Here is a 1,214-nt window from a genome sequence, read left to right as displayed (position 1 = left end):
ACCCCCACGCCTCCGCCGCAGCGCGCTCCGCCGCCCCGGCGTCCGCCTCCACCCCGCGCTCCACCAGCACATCCCCCAGCACCGACAAGCACCCCACCACCACGTCCAGCGCGGCGTGAGCCCCGTAGTGGTTCACCCGGATCATCTCGGCGGCCAGCGCACCCCCGCCCGCCGCGAGCGGCAGCGAGGGGTCCAGCTCCAGGGCCCGCGCGACCAGCTCCGAGGCCGGGAGGCCCGCCGGAGTCCGCAGGGTCGTGGCGACGGGGGCCGCCTCGCGGGCGTCGTACACGTACGGCTCCAGGCCGCCGCCCAGCGCCCGCACGCCCGCGCGGGTCGCGGCGGCGGCCGAGGCGTGGCGGGACATGACGGTGTCCAGGCCGTCCGCCTCGATGCGGTCGAGGCACGCCTCCAGCGCGAGCATCTCCAGCTGCGCGGGCGCGTGCAGGAGGGTCGTGCGGCCGGCGTCGACCCAGCGGTCCTTCCAGTCCAGGAGGGAGAGGTACGAGCGGCGCGGCGCCCCCGGGTTCGCGGCCATCCGCGCCCACGCCCGCTCGCTCACCGACACCGCCGACACCCCGGCGGGCCCGCCCATCGCCTTCTGCGCGCCGATCACGCACAGGTCGACGCCCCATACGTCGGGCAGGACGGGTTCGGCCCCGACGGAGGCGACGGCGTCGAGGTAGAACAGCGCGTCGTAGTCCCGTAGTACCTCCCCGATCTCCGCGACGGGGTTCGTGTTGCCGGTCGCCGCCTCCGCGTGGACCAGGGACACGAAGTCGATCCCGGGGTGCGCGGCGAACGCCTCGCGGACCTGCGCCGCCGTGACGGCCGTGTGGTACGGCACGGCGAGGTCGACGACCGTCGCGCCGCAGTCCCGCAGCCAGTTCCCGAAGGTCTGCCCGTAGGGGCCGGTGATGATGTTCAGCGCCGTCGTCCCGGGCCCAGCGGTCGCCCGGATCGCCCCCTCCAGCGGCAGCAGCGCCTCGCCCTGCGTGATCACGACGTCCTGCGAGGTGCCCAGCAGCTTCGCCACCCGGTCCTCGATCGAGGCGAAGTGCGCGGCGCTCAGCGGAGGGAGGTCGAGGAAGGGATGGGAGGTCACGGCGCTGCTCTTTTCGCTGCTCACGAACGGTCGACGGACAAGAGGGTAAACCCGAGCCCGTTCATCCGTACGGCCCCCACCACCCCCGGCCCGATTTGAGAGACCTGTCTCT

1 protein-coding gene is annotated in these 1,214 nt (G+C 74.3%); it reads right to left on the bottom strand.

The window, feature by feature from the left end; genetic code table 11:
* The coding region (locus AOK24_RS42065; RefSeq protein ID WP_055725147.1) for a pyridoxal-phosphate-dependent aminotransferase family protein at positions 1-1,102 on the bottom strand (1,102 nt) is incomplete at its 3' end.
* Between the last annotated feature and the right edge of the window lie 112 nt (positions 1,103-1,214).

This window comes from Streptomyces niveiscabiei, from assembly GCF_001419795.1.
In the GTDB taxonomy this organism is placed as follows: Bacteria; Actinomycetota; Actinomycetes; order Streptomycetales; family Streptomycetaceae; genus Streptomyces; species Streptomyces niveiscabiei.
Note: the sequence above shows the minus strand (reverse complement) of the source record. Positions and strands in the feature narration are given on the sequence as shown.